Annotated in this window: 19 protein-coding genes; 17 read left to right on the plus strand and 2 right to left on the minus strand. The window is 65.5% G+C overall.

What is annotated here, in order from left to right; translation table 11 throughout:
• Nucleotides 1-54 precede the first annotated feature (54 nt).
• From ABWV23_RS04695 to ABWV23_RS04755, 13 genes are all read left to right on the plus strand, one after another.
• On the plus strand, nt 55-444 hold the full coding sequence (locus tag ABWV23_RS04695) for a 5-carboxymethyl-2-hydroxymuconate isomerase (RefSeq protein ID WP_353345453.1): 390 nt from the start codon (nt 55-57) through the stop codon (nt 442-444).
• Between the two features lies 1 nt (nt 445).
• The gene (gene hpaE, locus ABWV23_RS04700) at nt 446-1,957 is read left to right on the plus strand and encodes a 5-carboxymethyl-2-hydroxymuconate semialdehyde dehydrogenase (protein WP_353345455.1); all 1,512 of its coding nucleotides are present in this window, start codon (nt 446-448) and stop codon (nt 1,955-1,957) included.
• A gap of 43 nt (nt 1,958-2,000) precedes the next feature.
• Nucleotides 2,001-2,855 carry a 3,4-dihydroxyphenylacetate 2,3-dioxygenase gene (gene hpaD / locus ABWV23_RS04705; RefSeq protein ID WP_353345457.1) on the plus strand — a complete coding sequence of 285 codons (855 nt, stop codon included), beginning with the start codon at nt 2,001-2,003 and terminating at the stop codon, nt 2,853-2,855.
• Between the two features lie 145 nt (nt 2,856-3,000).
• Nucleotides 3,001-4,416 (plus strand): pyridoxal phosphate-dependent decarboxylase family protein, encoded by a 1,416-nt coding sequence (locus ABWV23_RS04710; protein WP_353345459.1) that lies wholly within the window; start codon nt 3,001-3,003, stop codon nt 4,414-4,416.
• On the plus strand, nt 4,413-5,273 hold the full coding sequence (locus ABWV23_RS04715) for a fumarylacetoacetate hydrolase family protein (protein ID WP_353345461.1): 861 nt from the start codon (nt 4,413-4,415) through the stop codon (nt 5,271-5,273). The genes ABWV23_RS04710 and ABWV23_RS04715 overlap by 4 nt, the downstream gene beginning before the upstream one ends.
• On the plus strand, nt 5,270-6,070 hold the full coding sequence (hpaH, locus tag ABWV23_RS04720) for a 2-oxo-hept-4-ene-1,7-dioate hydratase (RefSeq protein WP_353345463.1): 801 nt from the start codon (nt 5,270-5,272) through the stop codon (nt 6,068-6,070). The genes ABWV23_RS04715 and hpaH overlap by 4 nt, the downstream gene beginning before the upstream one ends.
• Nucleotides 6,071-6,079: 9 nt before the next feature.
• The gene (locus ABWV23_RS04725) at nt 6,080-6,850 is read left to right on the plus strand and encodes an HpcH/HpaI aldolase family protein (protein WP_353345465.1); all 771 of its coding nucleotides are present in this window, start codon (nt 6,080-6,082) and stop codon (nt 6,848-6,850) included.
• Between the two features lie 136 nt (nt 6,851-6,986).
• A complete protein-coding gene (locus tag ABWV23_RS04730; RefSeq protein ID WP_502901600.1) occupies nt 6,987-8,138 on the plus strand; it encodes a substrate-binding domain-containing protein in 1,152 nt (383 codons plus the stop codon).
• Between the two features lie 109 nt (nt 8,139-8,247).
• A complete protein-coding gene (locus ABWV23_RS04735; RefSeq protein WP_353345469.1) occupies nt 8,248-9,012 on the plus strand; it encodes an ABC transporter ATP-binding protein in 765 nt (254 codons plus the stop codon).
• The gene (locus ABWV23_RS04740; protein WP_353345471.1) at nt 9,005-9,727 is read left to right on the plus strand and encodes an ABC transporter ATP-binding protein; all 723 of its coding nucleotides are present in this window, start codon (nt 9,005-9,007) and stop codon (nt 9,725-9,727) included. The genes ABWV23_RS04735 and ABWV23_RS04740 overlap by 8 nt, the downstream gene beginning before the upstream one ends.
• Nucleotides 9,728-9,786: 59 nt before the next feature.
• Nucleotides 9,787-10,338 carry a hypothetical protein gene (locus tag ABWV23_RS04745; RefSeq protein ID WP_353345473.1) on the plus strand — a complete coding sequence of 184 codons (552 nt, stop codon included), beginning with the start codon at nt 9,787-9,789 and terminating at the stop codon, nt 10,336-10,338.
• Nucleotides 10,335-11,366 (plus strand): branched-chain amino acid ABC transporter permease, encoded by a 1,032-nt coding sequence (locus tag ABWV23_RS04750; RefSeq protein WP_353345475.1) that lies wholly within the window; start codon nt 10,335-10,337, stop codon nt 11,364-11,366. The genes ABWV23_RS04745 and ABWV23_RS04750 overlap by 4 nt, the downstream gene beginning before the upstream one ends.
• Nucleotides 11,367-11,368: 2 nt before the next feature.
• Nucleotides 11,369-12,439: a branched-chain amino acid ABC transporter permease gene (locus ABWV23_RS04755; protein ID WP_353345477.1), complete on the plus strand. Its 1,071-nt coding sequence runs from the start codon at nt 11,369-11,371 to the stop codon at nt 12,437-12,439.
• Nucleotides 12,440-12,445: 6 nt separating this feature from the next.
• Here the strand turns inward: ABWV23_RS04755 and ABWV23_RS04760 are convergent, their stop codons facing one another.
• Nucleotides 12,446-13,591 carry a DUF3095 domain-containing protein gene (locus ABWV23_RS04760; RefSeq protein ID WP_353345479.1) on the minus strand — a complete coding sequence of 382 codons (1,146 nt, stop codon included), beginning with the start codon at nt 13,589-13,591 and terminating at the stop codon, nt 12,446-12,448.
• A gap of 166 nt (nt 13,592-13,757) precedes the next feature.
• Between ABWV23_RS04760 and ABWV23_RS04765 the strand changes: the two genes are divergently transcribed.
• The 3 genes from ABWV23_RS04765 (at nt 13,758) to ABWV23_RS04775 (ending at nt 17,757) form a co-directional block, all read left to right on the plus strand.
• Complete coding sequence (locus tag ABWV23_RS04765) at nt 13,758-14,927, plus strand: MFS transporter (RefSeq protein WP_353345481.1); 1,170 nt, start codon at nt 13,758-13,760, stop codon at nt 14,925-14,927.
• A 79-nt stretch (nt 14,928-15,006) separates the two neighbouring features.
• Complete coding sequence (locus ABWV23_RS04770; RefSeq protein WP_353345483.1) at nt 15,007-16,029, plus strand: aspartate-semialdehyde dehydrogenase; 1,023 nt, start codon at nt 15,007-15,009, stop codon at nt 16,027-16,029.
• A 102-nt stretch (nt 16,030-16,131) separates the two neighbouring features.
• Nucleotides 16,132-17,757, plus strand: coding sequence for a DUF4139 domain-containing protein (locus ABWV23_RS04775; protein WP_353345485.1), 1,626 nt, complete (start codon nt 16,132-16,134; stop codon nt 17,755-17,757).
• Nucleotides 17,758-17,772: 15 nt separating this feature from the next.
• On the opposite strand, the gene ABWV23_RS04780 is transcribed toward ABWV23_RS04775, so the two are convergent.
• Nucleotides 17,773-18,423: a carbonic anhydrase gene (locus tag ABWV23_RS04780; RefSeq protein WP_353345487.1), complete on the minus strand. Its 651-nt coding sequence runs from the start codon at nt 18,421-18,423 to the stop codon at nt 17,773-17,775.
• A 153-nt stretch (nt 18,424-18,576) separates the two neighbouring features.
• Between ABWV23_RS04780 and ABWV23_RS04785 the strand changes: the two genes are divergently transcribed.
• Nucleotides 18,577-18,957, plus strand: coding sequence for a hypothetical protein (locus tag ABWV23_RS04785; RefSeq protein ID WP_353345489.1), 381 nt, complete (start codon nt 18,577-18,579; stop codon nt 18,955-18,957).
• The last annotated feature ends 40 nt before the right edge of the window (nt 18,958-18,997 follow it).

The raw sequence follows: 18,997 nt of genomic DNA on the forward strand, positions 1-18,997 counted from the left end.
CAGCGGCCCCATTTTAGTGAACATGTTAAATACTAAAGAGAGAGGAGACACGCGATGGCGCATGTGATGGTCGATTATTCGCCGAACGTCGAGGACTGGGTCGACATGGCCGGCTTCTGTGACGCCTTGCGCCGCGCCGCCATCGGGACCGGCGCGCTGCCGATGCCGGGGGTCCGGGTGCGGGCGATGCGGGCCGATCACGTCTCGATCGCCGATGGCGACCCGGACCATGGCTATATCGACATCTCGGTCCGGCTGCGCGGGGGGCGCGACCTGCCCACCCGAAAGGCTGCGACCGCGCATATCTTTGCCGCCGCCGAAAGCTTCCTCGCGCCGGTGATGGCGGTCCGCTCGCTCGCCCTGTCGCTGGAGATGCGCGACATCGACCCCGAGCTGGCTCCGAAAACCGGCACCATCCGCGACCACCTGAAAAAGGCGACCTGACATGACCGCGCTGACCGAGAACATCGAGAAACTCAACGACTACCTCGCCCGTTTCCGCGAGGGTGGCATCCAGAACCTGATCGCGGGCGAAAGCCGCCCGGCGGTCTCCGGCGCGGTGTTCGACACCACCTCGCCCGTCGACGAAAGCCTGATCTGCCCGGTGGCGCGCGGCGGGGCCGAGGATATCGACGCCGCCGCCCGGGCCGCGGCGCAGGCCTTTCCCGCGTGGCGCGACATGCCGGCGGCCGAGCGCAAGGCCATCCTGATCCGCATCGCCGAGGGGATCGAGGCCCGCGCCGAGGAAATCGCCCTGTGCGAATGCTGGGACACCGGGCAGGCGCTGCGCTTCATGTCCAAGGCGGCGCTGCGCGGCGCGGCCAACTTCCGCTTCTTCGCCGACAAGGTGAGCAGCGCCCGCGACGGGCAGAACCTGCGCTCGCCCACGCTGATGAACGTCACCACCCGCGTGCCGCTGGGCCCGGTGGGGGTGATCACCCCGTGGAACACCCCCTTCATGCTGTCGACGTGGAAGATTGCCCCGGCGCTCGCCGCCGGTTGCACCGTGGTGCACAAACCGGCCGAGTTCAGCCCGCTGACCGCGCGCATCCTCGCCGAGATCGCCCATGAGGCCGGTCTGCCCGATGGGGTCTGGAACCTGGTCAACGGGTTCGGAGAAGACGCCGGCCGCGCGCTGACCGAACACCCGGCGATCAAGGCCATCGCCTTTGTCGGCGAATCCAAAACCGGCTCGATGATCATGAAACAGGGCGCCGACACTCTGAAGCGGGTGCATTTCGAACTGGGCGGCAAGAACCCGGTGGTGGTATTCGACGATGCCGATTTGGACCGCGCGCTCGATGCCGCGATCTTCATGATCTATTCGCTCAACGGCGAACGCTGCACCTCGTCCTCGCGGTTGCTGGTGCAGGACACCATCGCCGACGCGTTCGAGGCAAAGCTGGCCGAGCGCGTCAACAACATCCGCGTCGGCCATCCGCTGGACCCGGAGACCGAGGTCGGCCCGCTGATCCACAAGGTGCATTTCGACAAGGTCACCTCTTACTTCGACATCGCGAAAACCGATGGCGCCACCGTGGCCGCCGGCGGCGAACGGGTCGGCGACCAGGGCTGGTTTGTGCGCCCCACCCTGTTCACCGGGGCCACCAACGACATGACCATCGCGCAGGAGGAGATCTTTGGCCCGGTGCTGACCTCGATCCGCTTTACCACCGAGGATGAGGCGCTGCACATCGCCAATGACACCCAATACGGGCTGACCGGCTATGTCTGGACCAACGACCTGACCCGTGCGCTGCGCTTTACCGATCGGCTCGAGGCGGGCATGATCTGGGTGAACTCGGAAAACGTGCGGCACCTGCCCACCCCCTTTGGCGGGGTCAAGGCCAGCGGCATCGGCCGCGACGGCGGCGACTGGTCGTTCGAATTCTACATGGAGCAAAAGCACGTCGGCTTTGCCCTCGGGCAGCACAGGATACCCCGTCTGGGCGCATGATCCGGCGTCCCGAACACCCACGCGTTTCAAGGAGGAGACACCCATGGGAGAGATCGTTCTCGCCGCAAAGATGACCCATGTTCCGACCATGCTGATGTCGGAACAGCCCGGCCCGGTCGAGGGCAAGCGCCAGCCGGCCATCGACGGCCATGCCGAGATCGCCCGCCGCGCCAAGGCGCTGGGGGCGGATACGGTGGTGATCTGCGACACCCACTGGGTGATCAACGCGGGCTTTCACATCAACGCCAATGCGCGGTTCGAGGGGCTGTTCACCTCGAACGAGTTTCCGCAGTTCATCCAGAACCTTCCCTATGACTACCAGGGCAACCCGGACCTCGGCGACGCGATCGCCAAGGCGGCCAGTGATATAGGCGCGCATACGCTGTCGCATCACCTCGACAGCCTGCACCTGGAATACGGCACGCTGGTTCCGATGCGCTTCATGGCCCGCGAGCACGAGATGAAGGTGGTCTCGGTCGCGGCCTGGTGCACCGTGCACGACCACCAGGAAAGCCGTCTTGTCGGCGCCGCGATCCGCAAGGCGGTCGAGGAAAGCGACAGCAAGGTGTTACTGGTGGCCTCGGGCAGCCTGTCGCACAAGATCTGGCCGAACAAGGATTACGCCGCCAACAACGGCACCTTCACCATCAGTTCCGAGTTCAACCGGCAGATGGACCTGCACGTGCTGGAGATGTGGAAGAACGGCGATCACGCCACCTTTCTCAAGATGCTGCCCGAATACGCGCAACACTGCTGCGGCGAGGGGGCGATGCATGACACCGCCATGCTCTACGGTGCTTTGGGCTGGGATGACTACACCGCGAAATGCGAGGTGGTGACGCCCTATTTCCCCTCTTCCGGCACCGGCCAGACCAACGTGATCTTTCCGGTTCAATGACACCCCTTTCGGCGGCATCCGGTGTTTTGGTGAGCGGTCGGTACGCCGCAAGACAAGGCACGGCGGATCATTGCACCCAGAGCCGGGGATTCATAACACTGGGCCGCGCCCGCACGGATCGGCGGCGCGGTGATTGGAGCGACTGATGAAATGGACTGAATTCGCCGGATGGGGCCGCCGCGTGGCCGATTGGGCGCAGGAGTATCACCTGACCGTGGGCGAGCGTCCGGTGCGGGCAAAGACCAAGCCGGGCGAGGTGCTGAACGCGCTGCCCGCCGCGCCGCCGGAAACGCCCGAGGACATGGAACAGGTGTTCCGCGATTTCGAAGAGATCGTGATGCCGGGCATCACCCATTGGCAACATCCGCGTTTCTTTGCCTATTTCAACTCCAATGCCTCGGCGCCCTCGGTGCTGGCGGAATTCCTCGTCTCCGCCATCGCCCCGCAATGCATGCTGTGGCAGACCTCTCCGGCGGCAACCGAGATGGAAACCCGCATGATGGACTGGCTGCGCCAGTCGCTCGGCCTGCCGCAGGGGTTCGCCGGGGTGATCCAGGACAGCGCCTCCTCCGCCACACTGGCGGCGGTGCTGACCATGCGGGAAAAGGCGTTGAACTGGACCGGCAATCAACAGGGCCTGCCGGGGCAGGTGCCTCTGCGGGTCTATGCCAGCGCTGAGGTGCATACCTCGATCGACCGGGCGATCTGGATCTCGGGTATCGGGCAGGACAACCTTGTGCGCGTCCCGACCAAGGGCGACTGGCGCGGGATGGACCCCGCCGCGCTGGAGGCGGCGATCAAGGCGGATCTCGAGGCCGGGCTGAAGCCGGCGGGCGTGATCCTGTGCGTCGGCGGCACCGGCACCGGGGCGACCGACCCGATTGCCGATTGCTTGGCGATTGCGCGGAAATACGGGCTTTACACCCATGTGGATGCCGCCTGGGCCGGCAGCGCGATGATCTGCCCGGAGTTCCGTCACTATTGGACCGGGGTCGAGGGCGCCGACAGCATCGTCTTCAACCCGCACAAATGGCTGGGGGCGCAGTTCGACTGTTCGGCCCATTTCGTACGAAATCCCGACGATCTTGTACGAACCCTCGCGATCAGCCCCGAGTTCCTGAAAACCCACGGCGCCGAAGGGATCGTCAACTACTCCGAATGGTCGATCCCGCTGGGCCGACGGTTCCGCGCGCTGAAACTGTGGTTCCTGATCCGCGCCTACGGGCTGGAGGGGCTGCGGGAGCGGATCAGGAACCATGTGAAATGGTCGGTGCAACTGCATGACCGGTTGGCGGCCCACCCGGATTTCGAGATCGTCACCGCGCCGATGTGGTCTCTGTTCCTGTTCCGCTATGCGCCGGAGGGCGTCGCGGACCTTGACGATCTGAACCTGCGGCTGGTCAACGCGATCAACGATGACGGACGCATCTATCTCACCCAGACAAGGGTGAATGACGCGATGGTGATCCGGTTCCAAGCCGGCCAATTCGAGACCACCGAGGAGGATGTGATGATGGCCTATGACGTGATTACCGAAATCGCTGAAGGGCTGGACAGATGAGCAAGTTCGCAACCTATACCGCCGATGGTGAAATTTTCTATGGCGCGGTGGCCGAGGGCGGGATGATTGCCTTGTCACCCGCGTTCAAGGAATGGCCCGACCTGCGCGCGGTGATCGAGGCCGGGGCGCTTTACGACCTGGCAGTGGCCGCACAGGACAAGCCGGTGACGCATCCGACCGGCAGTTTCGAGTATCAGATCCCGATCGCGACCCCGGAAAAGATCATCTGCGTCGGCGTCAACTTTCCCGACCGCAATGCCGAATACAAGGACGGGCAGGACGCGCCACCCAACATGTCGCTGTTCATCCGCTTTGCGCGCAGCTTTACCGGCCACGGGTGCCCACTGATCCGCCCGCCGGAAACGCCGCAGCTGGATTACGAGGGCGAGATCGCCGTGGTGATCGGCAAGGGCGGGCGGCGGATTTCGCAGGCCGACGCCTATGACCACATTGCCGCCATCACCCTGTGCAACGAGGGCACGCTGCGCGACTGGGTGCGGCACGCCAAGTTCAACGTCACCCAGGGCAAGAACTGGGACAGCTCCGGCGCGATGGGGCCGTGGCTGGTGCCCTTCACCTCGCCCGCGCAACTGGACGACGTGCGGCTGACCACCAAGGTGAACGGAGAGCTGCGCCAAGACGACCGCACCGGGCGGATGCTGTTCCCGATCCGGCGGCAGATCGAATATATCTCGACCTTCACCACGCTGGTGCCGGGCGACATCATCGTGACCGGTACCCCCACCGGCGCGGGTGCGCGGTTCGATCCGCCGCGGTTCCTGCGCCCCGGCGACGTGATCGAGGTCGAGGCCGAGGGGATCGGCAAGCTGGTCAACACGGTCGAGGACGAGGCATGACGCCCGCACAACATGACGAGGCGGCCGAAGTGCTGTTCCAGGCGGAACAGACCGGCCGGCAATGCGGGCTGCTGTCGCTGACCTATCCCGGCATGACGCTGGACGATGCCTATGCGGTGCAAGCCCGGCTGATCGCACGCAAGCTGGCGGCGGGGCGGCGCAAGATCGGCTGGAAAATCGGCTTGACCAGCCGGGCGATGCAGGACGCGCTGAAGATAGACACGCCCGACAGCGGCGTGCTGCTGGACGATATGGCGTTTGAGAACGGGGCCACAGTGCCCGCAGGGCGGTTCATCCAACCCCGTGTCGAGGCCGAGATCGCCTTCGTGATGAAGGCACCACTGGCCGGCGCCGACTGCACACGCGCGGATGTGCTGGCGGCGACCGACCATGTCGCGCCGTCGCTGGAAATCCTCGATACCCGCGTGCTGCGCGTCGATCCAGAGACCGGCAAGGCCCGCGTGATCACCGACACCATCAGCGACAACGCCGCCAACGCCGGTGTCGTGCTGGGGGCCGAGCGCCACGCGCCTGACGCGGTGGATCTGCGCTGGACCGGCGCCATCGTCAGCCGCGACGGCGTTGTCGAGGAAACCGGGCTGGGCGCCGGGGTGCTGAACGACCCGGTGACATCGGTGCTCTGGCTTGCGCGCCGCATGGCGGATTATGGTCAGCAGATCGAGGCGGGCGATATCGTCCTGTCCGGGTCTTTCATCCGCCCGGTCGAGGCGCCGGCCGGATCACGTTTTACCGCCGATTTCGGGCCGTTCGGCTCGGTCCACATCACTTTCGACTGAGAGGTTCACATGCCCGTCCCCACAAACCCCTTCAAACACGCCCTCGCCGCAGGTGAAAAACAGATCGGCTGCTGGATGAGCTTTGCCGATGGCCAGGCCGCCGAGATCATGGGCACCGCCGGGTTCGACTGGCTGGTGATCGACGGTGAACACGCGCCGAACGACATCCGCTCAATCCGCGACCAGTTGCTCGCCCTGGCGGCCAGCCCCAGCCACCCGGTGGTCCGGGTGCCGATCGGCGAGACATGGATGATCAAGCAGGTGCTGGATGTCGGCGCGCAGACCGTGCTGGTGCCGATGGTGGAAAGCGGAGATCAGGCGCGGGAACTGGTGCGCGCCTGCACCTATCCTCCCGAGGGCACCCGGGGTGTTGGCGCCATGGGCGGGCGGGCCACGATGTTCGGCTCGATCCCCGATTACATCCCCACCGCCGACGCGGAGATCTGCCTGCTGGTGCAGGTGGAAAGCCGCGCCGGTCTGGCCGCGCTGGACGACATCCTCGCCGTCGAGGGGGTGGACGGTGTCTTTATCGGGCCGGCGGACCTGTCGACCGACATGGGATTTCAGGGCGACAGCGCCGCGCCCGAGGTCCGCGCCGCGATCGCCGATGCCATCGCCCGGATCAAGGCAGCAGGAAAGGCGCCCGGCATCCTTGGCGTGACCGAGGAGGCGACGCAGACCTATCACGACATGGGGGCGCAATTCCTGGCCGTCGGCATCGACGTCCTGCTGCTTGCCCGGACCGCGCGGGCGCTGTCAGAGCGTTGGAAAACCGCCTGAAAATCGCGACGTGCGTATTTACACGCAATTGACCGAAGCGAGTTTGCAAGGCTAGCGTATCGTCACGGGAGTTTCAGGCGCCATCCGTGGCGCTTACCAGGGAGAGAGAATCGTGACACGCATTTTCGTTGCGGGCATGGTGTCGGCGCTTGCGCTGGCCACCGCTGCTACCGCTGACATCAAGATCGCCCATGTCTATGGCAAGACCGGCCCCTATGAGGCCTATGCGAAACAGTCCCACGACGGGCTGATGATGGGGCTGGAGTACGCCACCGGCGGCACCATGGAGATCGACGGCGAAAAGATCGTCGTGCTTGAAAAGGACACCCAGCTGAAGCCGGAGAACGGCCGCGCGCTGCTGGAAGAGGCCTATGGCGACGACGAGGTCGACCTGGCCGTCGGGCCGGTCAGTTCCGGCGTGGCGCTGGCGATGCTGCCGGTGGCCGAGGAATACGAAAAGATCCTGCTGGTCGAACCGGCGGTTGCCGACTCCATCACCGGGGCCAACTGGAACCGCTATATCTTCCGCACCGGACGCAACTCGTCCCAGGACGCGGTGTCGAACGCCATCGCGCTGGCCGGCGAGAACGTGCATATCGCGACGCTGGCGCAGGATTACGCCTTTGGTCGTGACGGCATCGCCGCCTTCAAGGACGCGCTGGAGGGCACCGGAACCGATGTCGCGCACGAGGAATACGTGCCCACTGACACCACCGACTTTACCGCCGCGGCGGAGCGCATCTTCAACGCGATGAAGGATCTGGACGGCAAGAAGAAGCTGTTCGTCATCTGGGCCGGCGGCGGCAACCCGATGAGCAAGGTCAACGCGATGGACCCGGGCCGGTTCGGCATCGAGATCGCCAGCGGCGGCAACATCCTGGCGGCGTTGAAGGGCTGGAAAGAGTTCGATGGCATGGAGGGGGCGACCTATTACTACTACGACATCCCCAAGAACCCGGTGAACGACTGGCTGGTGAAGGAGCATATGGACCGCTTCGGCACGCCGCCCGACTTCTTTACCGCCGGCGGCATGGCGGCGGGCATCGCCGTGGTCGAGGCGATCAAGAAGGCCGGCGGCACCGATACCGAGGACCTGATCGCGGCGATGGAAGGCATGGAGTGGGAAACGCCCAAGGGCACCATGCGCTTCCGTCCCGAGGATCACCAGGCGATGCAATCCATGTACCACTTCAAGATCAGGGTCGACCCGGACGTGGAATGGGCGATCCCCGAGCTGGTGCGTGAGCTTGGCATCGACGACCTGCCGATCCCTGTTCGTAACCAGTAACCTTTTTTCCTCAAGGCCGGGGCGGGTCGGCTGACCGATCCGCCCCGGTCCGATCCCACCGGATACCGTCCCCGCCCGCGTCACTGCGGGACCGGGAAGGACAGGACAGATGACCGACCCCATACTCAGAACCCAGGACCTGACCGTGCGCTTTGGCGGCCATGTCGCGGTGGATGCGGTGAGCTGCGCCTTTCAGGCCGGAGAGCTGACCGCCATCGTCGGCCCCAACGGCGCCGGCAAGACCACCTATTTCAACCTGATCTCGGGCCAGATCCCCGCCACCGGCGGCAAGGTGTTCCTGCGCGGGCGCGACCTTGCCGGGATGTCGGCCTCGCAGCGGACCAAGGCCGGGATCGGCCGCGCGTTCCAGCTGACCAACCTGTTTCCCGACCTGACGGTTCTGGAAAACGTCCGCCTGGTGGTGCAGTCGCACTCCGGGCAGGGCTTCAACCTGTGGTCGATGGCCAGCAAACACACCGAGTTGACCGAGGCCGCGCAAGCGGTGCTGGAGCGGGTGCGGCTGGCCGACCTGGCCGGGCAGGTGGTGTCGGAACTGTCGCACGGCAACCAGCGCAAGCTGGAGGTGGCGCTGCTGATCGCGCTCGACCCGGCGGTCTACATGTTCGACGAACCCACCGCCGGGATGAGCGTGGACGAGGCGCCCGTGGTGCTGGACCTGATCGCCGACCTGAAGGCGCAGAGCGACCGCACCATCCTGCTGGTCGAGCACAAGATGGACGTGATCCGCACCCTCGCCGACCGCATCATCGTGCTGCACAACGGCGAACTGGCCGCCGACGGCCCCCCGGCCGAGGTGATGGCCTCGGACGTGGTGCAGGAAGCCTACATGGGCAAGGAGCTGGAAGATGTCTGACCCGATCCTGCGCCTCGAGGGGGTCTGTACCAACATCGCGCAATACCACATCCTGCAGGGGGTGGAGCTGGAGGTGCCGCGCGGACAGGTGACCATGCTGCTGGGCCGCAACGGGGTGGGCAAGACCACCACGCTGCGCACCATCATCGGCCACTGGCGCGCCCACAAGGGCCGGGTGATGTTCGACGGCGAGGACATCACCGCGATGCCGACCCCCGCCATCGCCCGCGCCGGCGTCGGCTTCGTGCCCGAGGACATGGGCATCTTTTCCGACCTGACGGTCGAGGAGAACATGGTGCTCGCCGCCGCCTCGGGTCCGATCGACAGCGCCCGGCTGGACTGGGTGTTTTCCGCCTTTCCGCCGCTCAAGACCTTTTGGAAATCCGAGGCGGGGAACCTGTCAGGCGGACAGAAACAGATGCTCTCGATCGCGCGGGCGATGATCGAGGAGCGCAAGCTCTATCTCATCGACGAGCCGACCAAGGGGCTGGCGCCGGCCATCGTCTCGACCATGGCGCGCGCGCTGAAGGAGTTGAAGGCAGAGGGCGCCTCGATCCTGCTGGTCGAACAGAATTTCGCGGTCGCCCGGGCGCTGGGGGACACCGCCAACGTGATGGACGACGGGCGGATGATCTGGTCGGGCACGATGACGAAACTGGCCGGCGATGCCGCGTTGCAGGAGCGCCTGATGGGGCTGAGCCTTGAAGCCCATTGAGGTGGGCGCGGCAGATGTCGGGTTCGAGTATTTGAAAAGAGAAGAAGCAAGGGGCAGTTATGGCAATTGATGTAAGCGGCACGATCGCCGCAATTCCCGCGATGTCGGAAGCGTCGCGAAAACGGCTTCGACAGAACATTGCAGCTTGGGTGAAATCTGGCGAGCCAGAAAAAATGACCGCCGCCCAATTGGTTGAGAGCGCCTTGGAAGCAGACGATCTACCCGCCGGCGAGGGTGCATACGATGCAATTGACCAAACCACTCGCGAAGAACGCTTGCGCAAAGCGTTCCTTCGTCGCCCCGCATCCAGCACCGAGACAGCGGTGATAGGCCTTCTTCTTCGACATCCGAACGAAACCTCGCACCAGCTTTCCCGAAGGCTCGGGTGGGAAGGACAAACATGGCATGCGCATTTTGGCAAGGCTTGTCACGCGCGGGAAGATCTCCTTTGGCGAGCGCCGCCGTCCGAGCGAAGGGACGAAAGGTTCTTTTCCGCGATCCTCGCCGACTATAACGACGCATCAGGAACTTGGCGGATCAAGCCAGACCTCGCCACAACACTTGCTGACGTACTCGATATCAAACTGATCGACGGCGGGGGTGAAGCATGACGGCCGCCCCGAAACACGCGCCGAAGATGGCGGAGCTGAGCCTGGCCCAGCGGCTGGCGCCCTGGATGCCGATGCTGCTGGTGCCGGCGCTGATACTGCTGGGGGCGCTGGCGATCCCCGAAACCTCGAGCTGGCTGACGCTGACCGTCTCGGGGCTGGCGATGGGGATGATGATCTTCATCATGGCCTCGGGGCTGACGCTGGTGTTCGGGTTGATGGACGTGATCAACTTCGGGCACGGCGCCTTTGTCTCGGTCGGGGCCTTTGTCGGTGTCACCGTCCTGCTGATGCTGGGCCAGATGACCGGCGCGCCCAGCCTCGGGCTGAACCTGGTGGCGATGATGCTGGCGGTGCTCGGCGCGGTGGCGGCCACCGGCGCGATGGGCTGGGCCTTTGAAAAGGTGATCGTGATGCCGGTCTATGGCCATCATCTGAAGCAGATCCTGGTCACCATGGGCGGGCTGATCGTGGTCGAGCAGCTGATCATCGTGCTGTGGGGACCCGAAGAGATCTATATCGCCCGGCCCGAAAGCCTGAAGGGCGCGATCACCTTTGCCGGGGCCGCGCTGGAAAAATACCGGCTGGTCGCGGTGGTGGTCGGGCTGGTCGTTTTCCTCGCCATGCGCTTTGTCCTGCGGCGCACGCGGATCGGGTTGATCGTGCGCGCCGGGGTTCAGAACGGCGAGATGGTGCAGGCGCTGGGATACCGGTTGCGGCGGGTGTTCGTCGGCGTCTTCATCGCGGGATCGGCGCTGGCCGGGCTGGGCGGCGTCATGTGGGGCCTCTACCAGGAGGTCATCACCGCCCACATGGGCAACCAGGCGATGATCCTGATCTTCATCGTGGTGATCATCGGCGGGCTGGGCAGCGTCGAGGGCTGTTTCATCGGCGCGCTGCTGGTCGGGCTGTTGCAGAACTACGTCGCCTTCCTGGAGCCCAAGGCGGCGCTGATTTCCAACATCGCCCTTATGGTGGCAATCCTGATGTGGCGCCCGATGGGCATGATACCGGTGGTAAAGGCGAAATGAGCATGTTGCGTTCCCTCCTGTCTGGCGACATGCCGCGCAGCCGCATCCTGGCGCTGATCCTGGCCGCGATCCTGATCTGCCTGGCGCTGGCGCCGTTCCTGTTTCCCGGCGTGCGCACGGTGGACACTGCCGCGCGCATCTGTGTCTTCATCCTGCTGGTGGCGAGTTACGATCTGCTCTTGGGCTACGGCGGCATCGTCAGTTTCGCCCATACCATGTTCTTCGGCATCGGCGCCTATGGCGTGGCGCTGGCGCTGACCCACCTGGGGCGCGGATTCGGCCCGATTTTCGTCGGCGCCGGCGCCGGAGCGGTGATGGCGGCGCTGCTGGCGCTGCTGATCGGGCTGTTTTCGCTGCGGGTGCGGGCGATCTTCTTTGCGATGATCACGCTGGCGGTGGCCTCGGCCGTGGCGGTGCTGGTCAGCCAGATGTCGGGGCTGACCGGGGGCGAGGACGGGCTGACCTTCAAGCTGCCGCGCGAGCTTGGCCCGGCCTTCAAGTTTGGCAAGGAGGTCTTTGACGGCAAGCTGTTCGGGGTCCGGTTGAACGGCAAGCTGCTGGCCTATTACTTTGTCTTCACCGGCGCGCTGGTGCTGTTCCTGATGTTGCTGCGGGTGGTGAATTCGCCGTTCGGCCGGGTGCTTGTGGCGATCCGCGAGAACGATTTCCGCGCCGAGGCAATCGGCTATCGCGTGGTCTACTACCGGGTCGCCGCCACCTGCCTTTCGGCGGCGGTCGCGGCGCTGGCGGGATCGCTCTATGCGGTCTGGCTGCGTTACGTGGGGCCCGAGACCACCCTGTCGATGGAGTTGATGATCGACATCCTGCTGATGGTGGTGATCGGCGGCATGGGCACCATGTACGGCGCGGTGATCGGGGCCACGCTGTTCGTGCTGGCGCAGAACTATCTCCAGGCCCTGATGGGCGCGGCCTCGGGGCTGGTCGAGGGGGTGCCGGTGCTGCCCGAGCTGCTGAGCGCGGATCGCTGGCTGCTGTGGCTGGGGGTGCTGTTCATCCTCAGCGTCTATTTCTTTCCCACCGGCGTGGTCGGGCGTCTGCGCAGCGGGAAATAGACCGGCTCAGCGCGATTTGAGATGCGCCGCCGCGCGGGTATAGCCGCCGGCGGCGCCATCGACGAAATGCACGTGGCTGTCCTGGTGGACCGAGGGGACATAGCAGGTGACCAGTGCCTCGTCCTGTTCGTGCAGGCCATAGCGGATCGCGCCGGCCTGTTCCGCCGCCTCCAAAACCGCGGCGATCCGGTCGCGCGTGGCCGCGTCGCAATCCAGCGTCATCTTCAGCCCGTCGTCGAACTTGCGGAAATCCGCATTGGCACTGACCCGCGCGGCATAGGCGGACGGGTCGAAGCCGCCCACACGCAGCCCGGTGCGGAACAGGACCCAGGCGATCAGGTTCTCCGCCAGCAGCGCCAGCTTGCGACGCAGGACCGGGGTCTGGCCGTGCGACGCCTGCGCTTCCAGCGCCAGGCCCGGCGGCGGATAGCGGATTCCCGGCCCCGCCTCGGGCACCGGGTGACCACCGCGGCTGAGATGGCCGGCAATCTCGACCACCTTGCGGGCCGCGCCGACGAAACCGGCCGGATCGGCCCCCGGCGCGGGCTGGACCACCAGCGACAGGATCAGGCCATTGCGCGCGCGCAGGTTCGACCAGCGGCAGGACAGGCCGGACAGGTCGGGCAGCGTGCCTTCGGGTGCGGGCGGCACGGCGTAATCGCCGGCCTTCATCCGCACCTCGGCCCAGGCCATGCCGCCGCCGGCAAACATCGCGTAATCCACCCCCTGCGAGGCGGCAAAGCGCGCCACGCGCAGATCGTGCCCGGCATCGCGGATATCGGCAACCGGCACCAGCGCGGCGCGCATCGACATCCCCAGATCGGCCTCGGCCCAGCGCCGCACTGCCGCCAGGGCCTTGCGCGCAAGCGGTGCGTCCTGCGGCGCAATGGCGAAGGAGGCACCGTCGCCACCAAACACGAAGGCCAGAGACCGATCCGACATCGCGTTCAGCACCGCAGAGATCACGGCGGCACCGGCCATGTTCACCGCCTTGTACCGCCCGTCGGCGATCTCGGCCGTCGAATCGACGATGTCGGCGGTGCCCACCAGCCAATCATCCGGCACGGCCGCAAACCCGTCCTGGTCCACCAGCCTGGCGAAATCCGCCTGCCGCGGCAGCCGGTCGTAAAACCCGTCGTCACTCGTTCCCACCGCATTCCCCTGTCATCGGCGCCCGCATCCCGTCCCGGGCCAGCTTGAGGTAGGGCACACCCGGGGGGCCGTCCATTCCAGGTTACACCGCGACACGCACTTGTGTGCCGCCTGCGAACATGCGACGCAACCAACGGGAGAAACGGGGGAGAGGACGGCACGCGTCATGGCGGGATTGATCTGGCTTTGTCTGGCCTATGTTCTGAGTCAATTTTTCCGAGCCTTCCTCGCCGTGCTGAGCGAGGTTCTGGCGCAGGACCTGGGCGCCGCCCCAGAGGCGCTGGCCACGGCTTCGGGCCTGTGGTTCCTGTCCTTCGCGGCAATGCAGATCCCGGTGGGCTGGGCGCTGGACCGGGTCGGACCACGGCGCACCACCTCGGTTCTGTTGCTGTTGGGCGGTGGCGGCGGCGCCGCGGTGTTTGCGCTGGCCAGCAGCCCGGCGCATATCTCCATAGCCATGTTCCTGATCGGGATCGGCTGCTCACCGGCATTGATGGGGTCCTACTATATCTTTGCGCGGGAATACCCGCCGGCCCGGTTCGCCACCCTGGGGGCGGTGATGCTGGGGGTCGGCTCGGCCGGGAACCTCGTCGCCTCCTACCCCACCGCGCTGGCGGCCGAGCTGATCGGCTGGCGCGGCACGCTGGGCGGGCTGGCCATGCTCTCGGCGCTGGTGGCGGCCGGGATCTTTGCCTCGGTCCGCGATCCGGAGCGGGTGGAAAGCGCGGTCAAGGGATCGGTGCTGGATATCCTGAAAATGCCGGTGATCTGGCTGATCCTGCCGTTGATGCTGGTCAACTATGCGCCTGCGGCCACCATGCGCGGGTTGTGGATCGGCCCCTACCTGGCCGATGTGTTCGGCCTGAGCACGGTGCAGATCGGGCAGGCGAGCTTGGTCATGGGGGCGGCAATGATCGCCGGCACGCTGTGTTATGGCCCGCTGGACCGGCTGCTGGGAACACGTAAATGGGTGGTGGCCGGAGGCTCGCTGGGGTCGATCGTGGCGCTGGTCTGGCTGCTCGTGGCGATCGACACCAACCCGGTGCTGTCGGTCGCGCTGCTGGCGGTGATCGGGTTTCTGGGCGCCTATTTCCCGGTGATCATCGCCCATGGACGTGCCTTCATCCCGGCGCATCTGGTCGGGCGCGGCGTGACACTGTTGAACCTGTTCGTCATCGGCGGGGTCGGCCTGATGCAGTTCATCACCGGCCGGCTACACACCACGCTGGCCAACGGGGACCCCAGCGCGCCCTATACGGTGATCTTCGGTTTCCTCGCGCTCACCCTGCTGATCGGCACCCTCGTTTACCTGTTCAGCCGGGACAGCCTGGACTGACCCCCTTTTTTCCTTGTGCCAAAGCCTATATGACACCGCAGCCGGTCACATGACCGGCCGCAACGCAAGAGAGGATCATATGGGTTATCGCGTCGTCGTCGCGGGTGCCACGGGTAACGTGGGCCGCGAAATGCTGAACATCCTGGCCGAGCGCCAGTTTCCGGTCGATGAAGTCGCCGCCGTGGCGAGCCGCCGGTCGCTGGGCACCGAGGTGAGTTTTGGCGACACCACCCTCAAAACCCAGGATCTGGACACCTTCGATTTCACCGGATGGGACATGGCGCTGTTCGCGATCGGCTCGGACGCGACCAAGAAATACGCGCCCAAGGCCGCCAAGGCCGGCTGCGTGGTGATCGACAACAGCTCGCTCTACCGCTACGACGCGGAGGTTCCGCTGATCGTGCCCGAGGTGAACCCGCAGGCGGTTCACGGCTATGGCAAGAAGAACATCATCGCCAACCCCAACTGCTCGACCGCGCAGATGGTCGTGGCGCTGAAACCTCTGCATGACCGCGCCAAGATCAAGCGCGTCGTGGTGTCGACCTATCAGTCGGTCTCCGGTGCCGGCAAGGAGGGGATGGACGAGCTTTGGGACCAGACCAAGGCGGTCTACAACCCGACCTCGGATATGGTGGCGAAGAAATTCACCAAGCAGATCGCCTTCAACGTGATTCCGCATATCGACGTCTTCATGGATGACGGCTCGACCAAGGAAGAATGGAAGATGGTCGCCGAGACCAAGAAGATCGTCGACCCAGCGATCAAGCTGACCGCGACCTGCGTGCGCGTGCCGGTCTTTGTCGGCCATGCCGAGGCGATCAACATCGAGTTCGAGGATCACCTCGACGAGGACGAGGCGCGCGACATCCTGCGCGAGGCCCCCGGGGTCATGGTGATCGACAAGCGCGAAGACGGCGGATACGTCACCCCGGTCGAATGCGTCGGCGATTTCGCCACCTTCATCAGCCGCATCCGCCAGGACAGCACCATCGACAACGGTCTGAACCTGTGGTGCGTCAGCGACAACCTGCGCAAGGGCGCCGCGTTGAACGCGGTGCAGATCGCCGAGCTGCTGGGGCGTGAGGTTCTGAAAAAGGGCTGACCCCGGCCGCAATGGACTTCGGGCAAGGGCGCCTTTGCGGGCGCCCTTGTTCTTTTCGGCCGTCGCGCGCACCCTTGCGAGAGGATTCTCAAAGGTGTTTTCATGCGTAGATTCATTTTTATCGCGGCGATGCTGCCCACGGTCGGACTGGCCGACCAGTTTGTTCTGGATGCCCCGGTCACCCATGTCACGATGCATCCCACCGGCGCGACGGTGGAACGCCGGGTTCCCTTTTCCATCCCGCAGGGCCGGCACCGGCTGATCCTGCGCGGCGCCGATCCGGGCGTGCCGCTGGATGAATTGCGGTTCTCGGTCGAGGGGGCGGTTCTGGAAACCCTGTCGGCGCGTGGCGAGAACCTGCCGCCGCGCGACACCGCAGAAAGCGCCGAGGTCGAGGCCGCCCGCGCCGAGGTTGCCCGCATCGACCGCGCGATCCGGGATCTGGAGGACACGCGCGCCGAACATCTGCTGGGCATTGCCGCGGCAGAGGCGAAGCTGGCCTTTCTCGCCGGTCTGGGTGAACGCGACTCCATCGCCGGGCAGGACGTGATCAGCCTGCGCGAGATCTCAACGATGGTCGCCGAGGAAACCTTGGCCGCCAAGACGGCGGCACTGCAGGCGCAGCAGGCCGCCCGGGCGCTGGACGATCCGCTCGAGGAGATGACCGAAGATCTTTCGCGGGCGAAACAGGCGCTGGACGCGCTGGTACCGGATGTGGCCGAGCCAATCGAACTGACCCTAGCCGTCAGCGCCGAAACCGCGACCGAAGGGATAATTACCGTCACCTACCTGACCCCCGACGCCATGTGGCAACCGGGATACGAGGCGCGCCTGACCCGGGGCGACACCCCGCGCCTGACGCTCACCCGCGTGGCCTGGGTCGTGCAGGACAGCGGCGAGACCTGGCGCGACGTGGCACTGCGGCTGTCGACGGTGGACCCGGCCGCGCGCTCTGCCCCCTCGGAGGTGGTCCCGTGGCGGCGCCGGATCATCCCCCGCCCCGAGCCCAAGGCGATGCAGCGCGACAATTTGGCCGGCGCGGCATCCGCCCCGATGGTCGAGGCCCCGGTCGTCTATGAGGAGGCGGCGGCGCTCGGCGCGGCGCTGGACGGGATCAGCGTGACCTATGACTATGCCCCGCCGGTCACCCTGGCGCCGGGCACCGAGGCGGTACGCATCCCGCTGGGCGATGTCGCGCTGGAGCCGCAGGTCTTTGCCCGTGCCGCACCGCGCTATGACGAGACCGCGTTTGTCGCCGCCGGTTTCACCAACGACACGTCCGAGGTCCTGTTGCCGTCAGAACGGATGCATCTCTATCTCGACGGGCAGTTCACCGGCATCGGTCGGATGCCCCTGATCGCGGCAGGCGAGGAGACCGAGCTCTTTTTCGGTCCGATCGAGGGGCTGCGGCTGACGTCCACCCTGCGCGACCGCAACGAGGGTGACCGGGGCGTGTTGAACAAATCGAACGAGATGACCGAGGCGCGCGAATTCGAGATCGCCAACCTGACCAACACCGACTGGCAGGTCAGGCTGCGAGACCGCGTCCCCTATTCCGAGCAGGAGGATCTGCGCATCGACTGGACCGCGACGCCGCCGCCCGAAATCACCGATGTCGACGGTCAGCGCGGCGTGCTGGAATGGCAGTTCCCGCTTGCCGCTGGGGCAGAAAAGACCCTGCGGCTGGAGACGCGGCTGAACTGGCCCGAGGGCTTTGTCCTGCGCTGAGCCGGGCGTACCGGCTCAGACCTTTACGAAGTTGCCGGACTTGGGGTCGTAGTACTCCAGTCCGCCCTCGCCGATATCGGTCCACAGCCCGTGCAGGCTTAGCGCGCCATTGTCGACCGCCTCGGACACGAAGGGGAAGGTCATCAGATTGGCAAGCGAGGCCAGCACCGACTGCCGCTCGAAGGCGCGGGCCTGCTCGCCCTCGTCGCTGATGTCGGCCACGAGATCGAATTTCGGACGCAGGATGTCCATCCAGCGCCCGACGAAGCTTTCCTTCTCTTCCAGTTCCGGCGCGTGGCCCTTGCACATGTCGATGCAGCCCTGCACCCCGCCGCATTGGGAGTGACCCAGAACCATCAGGTGCGACACCTTCAGCACGGTGACCGCGTATTCGATGGTCGCCGAGGTGCCGTGGTGATCGCCGTCGGGCTCATAGGGCGGCACCAGATTGGCGATGTTGCGGTGAATGAAGAACTCGCCCTGGTCGGCACCGAAGATCGAGGTCACATGCACCCGGCTGTCGCAGCAGGAGATCACCATGGCGCGGGGGCGCTGCCCCTCGGTCGCAAGCCGGCGGTACCAGCTTCGGTTCTCCGCATAGGCCGTCGCCTTCCATCCCTGATACCGTTGGACCAGATAGCTCGGCAATGGTTTTGCGAACTGCATGCGCAATCCCTTTCTTGGTTACATCGAGCTTCCAGATAGTCCGAATTCACGGCAAATTCGAGACATTCTGCGCTGTCCTTCGAAACCTTTTGAAAACCTGTCGCCGCGAGACTCCCTGCGTGGGACAGGTGGGCGACGGCATTGGAGGGCGCGATGGGGGTGGTTTTCCCGCTCGTACGTGACGAGACGGTTCAAATTGATCAGGTGCGTCTGGGCACGCTCTATCAACAGTTGGGCGCGGCAGGGGCCGACAGGGTGATCGGGCGGGCAAGCCGGGAACTCTCGGCCCGAATCGCCCGCTGTCACAGGCTGTGGGAGGTCGGTGACACCTTTGCGCTGTGCAAATGCGCGCGCTCGCTGATCCCGATTGCCGAACAGGCCGGAATGACGGAATTCACCAGGGTCGCACGCCATGTGACCCTGACGGCGGCGGGGCAGGACGCGGTGGCGCTGACGGCGACGCTGTTCAGGTTGCAACGTGTCGGCGACAGTTCGTTGCGCGCGGTTCGGCAGATGCAGCGCATGATGGTCTGACGGGGCTTGCAGCCGCCGACGGGGCGGCTAGGGTGCCCCA

The sequence above is a fragment of the Aquicoccus sp. SU-CL01552 genome, assembly GCF_040365005.1.
In the GTDB taxonomy this organism is placed as follows: Bacteria; Pseudomonadota; Alphaproteobacteria; order Rhodobacterales; family Rhodobacteraceae; genus Antarcticimicrobium.

Bases quoted from the DNA above. Each gene is read 5' to 3' on its own strand.
- ABWV23_RS04740 (WP_353345471.1), top strand. From the start codon at position 9,005: ATGTCTGACCCGATCCTGCGCCTCGAGGGGGTCTGTACCAACATCGCG.
- ABWV23_RS04715 (WP_353345461.1), top strand. From the start codon at position 4,413: ATGAGCAAGTTCGCAACCTATACCGCCGATGGTGAAATTTTCTATGGC.
- hpaE (WP_353345455.1), top strand. From the start codon at position 446: ATGACCGCGCTGACCGAGAACATCGAGAAACTCAACGACTACCTCGCC.
- ABWV23_RS04710 (WP_353345459.1), top strand. From the start codon at position 3,001: ATGAAATGGACTGAATTCGCCGGATGGGGCCGCCGCGTGGCCGATTGG.
- ABWV23_RS04745 (WP_353345473.1), top strand. From the start codon at position 9,787: ATGGCAATTGATGTAAGCGGCACGATCGCCGCAATTCCCGCGATGTCG.
- ABWV23_RS04695 (WP_353345453.1), top strand. From the start codon at position 55: ATGGCGCATGTGATGGTCGATTATTCGCCGAACGTCGAGGACTGGGTC.
- ABWV23_RS04780 (WP_353345487.1), bottom strand. From the start codon at position 18,423: ATGCAGTTCGCAAAACCATTGCCGAGCTATCTGGTCCAACGGTATCAG.
- hpaD (WP_353345457.1), top strand. From the start codon at position 2,001: ATGGGAGAGATCGTTCTCGCCGCAAAGATGACCCATGTTCCGACCATG.
- ABWV23_RS04785 (WP_353345489.1), top strand. From the start codon at position 18,577: ATGGGGGTGGTTTTCCCGCTCGTACGTGACGAGACGGTTCAAATTGAT.
- ABWV23_RS04750 (WP_353345475.1), top strand. From the start codon at position 10,335: ATGACGGCCGCCCCGAAACACGCGCCGAAGATGGCGGAGCTGAGCCTG.
- ABWV23_RS04775 (WP_353345485.1), top strand. From the start codon at position 16,132: ATGCGTAGATTCATTTTTATCGCGGCGATGCTGCCCACGGTCGGACTG.
- hpaH (WP_353345463.1), top strand. From the start codon at position 5,270: ATGACGCCCGCACAACATGACGAGGCGGCCGAAGTGCTGTTCCAGGCG.
- ABWV23_RS04735 (WP_353345469.1), top strand. From the start codon at position 8,248: ATGACCGACCCCATACTCAGAACCCAGGACCTGACCGTGCGCTTTGGC.
- ABWV23_RS04755 (WP_353345477.1), top strand. From the start codon at position 11,369: ATGTTGCGTTCCCTCCTGTCTGGCGACATGCCGCGCAGCCGCATCCTG.
- ABWV23_RS04725 (WP_353345465.1), top strand. From the start codon at position 6,080: ATGCCCGTCCCCACAAACCCCTTCAAACACGCCCTCGCCGCAGGTGAA.
- ABWV23_RS04770 (WP_353345483.1), top strand. From the start codon at position 15,007: ATGGGTTATCGCGTCGTCGTCGCGGGTGCCACGGGTAACGTGGGCCGC.
- ABWV23_RS04730 (WP_502901600.1), top strand. From the start codon at position 6,987: ATGGTGTCGGCGCTTGCGCTGGCCACCGCTGCTACCGCTGACATCAAG.
- ABWV23_RS04765 (WP_353345481.1), top strand. From the start codon at position 13,758: ATGGCGGGATTGATCTGGCTTTGTCTGGCCTATGTTCTGAGTCAATTT.